The sequence below is a fragment of the Paraburkholderia sp. USG1 genome, assembly GCF_031570135.1.
GTDB classification, from domain to species: domain Bacteria; phylum Pseudomonadota; class Gammaproteobacteria; order Burkholderiales; family Burkholderiaceae; genus Paraburkholderia; species Paraburkholderia dioscoreae.
Genome location: NZ_JAMWXW010000082.1, coordinates 1 through 1,368 on the forward strand (window position 1 = coordinate 1; position 1,368 = coordinate 1,368).

General features: G+C 62.3%; 1 protein-coding gene. It reads right to left on the reverse strand.

Annotated elements, in window-relative coordinates; genetic code table 11:
* Nucleotides 1-29 precede the first annotated feature (29 nt).
* Nucleotides 30-1,268 (reverse strand): IS4 family transposase, encoded by a 1,239-nt coding sequence (locus tag NE850_RS39335; RefSeq protein WP_310700424.1) that lies wholly within the window; start codon nt 1,266-1,268, stop codon nt 30-32.
* Nucleotides 1,269-1,368 lie beyond the last annotated feature (100 nt).

Below are 1,368 nucleotides of genomic sequence, written 5' to 3' on the forward strand. Positions count from 1 at the left end.
GCAATGCTCTCAACTTAAGCCCCACTCCCTCAAGCAAGTTTGTACGTAAGATGGAAGTGAGGCTTGGCTTTTCTGGGTGGTCTTGGATACGAGCGTGAGGGCTGTATCCGGCATCGGGTCCGGTGGATCATCTCCAGCACACCGGAGAGGCCGTCCAGACAGCGCCGGATGCGCAGAAGGCACGCGCCGAGGATGGGTTTGAGTGCACCCAGTGCATACACCCGGTTAGGACGACTGGCCTTTTCATCATCGTGCGGCGCATCCAGATCGCTGAGCAGCGTGCACAGGTTGTCGGCGAGGATTTTTGCGCCGAAGTCCTGCTGCAACGCCAGGTAATCGAGACCTGTGACGGCTTCCAGCCGCAGCCGGTGCTTGAGTCGCTTGAACGCTTCCTCGACCCGCCAGCGCTGGTGGTAAAGCGTACCGAACGATGCCGCCGGATAACGCCCGCCATCGAGCAGCGAGGTCATCAGCACACGCACGCGACCGCCCGGCGTGACGTCGCGGATCAGGCGCACAGTCGTGGGCGTACGCGCCAGTTCATAGTCGCGGGCATCCAGTTCGCCGGGCGCGTCCAGTGTCACCACACGCTCGGCTTTACCGCTGCGGGCAAAGGCGCTGACGCATTTCCAGTTACGCGCATCGACGCGCATGCAGAATGGGATTTCGCGCTGTGCGAGCGCCGCCACCATCGCGTTGCCGATATAGCCGCGATCGAGCAGCAGCAGGTCGGTATGCGGTTGCAGTACATCGAGCGCTTCGAACAGCATCTGCCGCTCGGCACCATCGGCCGGATGAAGTGCAGCGTGCAGGGTCAGCTCGGGGCCCGGCAGGAACAGTGCAAATGCGTAGTGATCGGCGCGCAGTTCATGGCCGCGACGCGTGCCCACACGCAGGCGGCTGCCGTCAGCAGCGACCAGCCTCAGGCCGTGCCAGCGCATCGAATCGATATGGGGTTGGGCCAGCGAGATCAGGCGGGCGCGGGCCAGTTCGAACAGTTCGGCAGACACTCCCCGTCGCGCCTTGCTGAAAGCCTGTGCGCTAACAGCGCGGGTGCGCCCGCCGCTGCCTTCCAGTGCGCCGAATAGCGCATCAAGTTCGGCCTGCACACTGGCGCACATCCCGGACATCATCAGCGCGGCCATGCGCGGCAAGGTCAGGGTGCGATTGCGGGTAAAGGCGGTGGGAGAACGACGTACCCGATCGGCGAGCGCCGGATCGAGCAGGAAGTCGGAGAACTCAGCCAGAAGCCGCGAGGACGCTGGTATTTGAGTTCATATCGTTGATTTATCAGTGAGTTATGCGATGAAGTTTACAGGGACGATGCCTCGTTTACAAGCTCTTTGGGGCTTAAGTTGAGAGCATTGC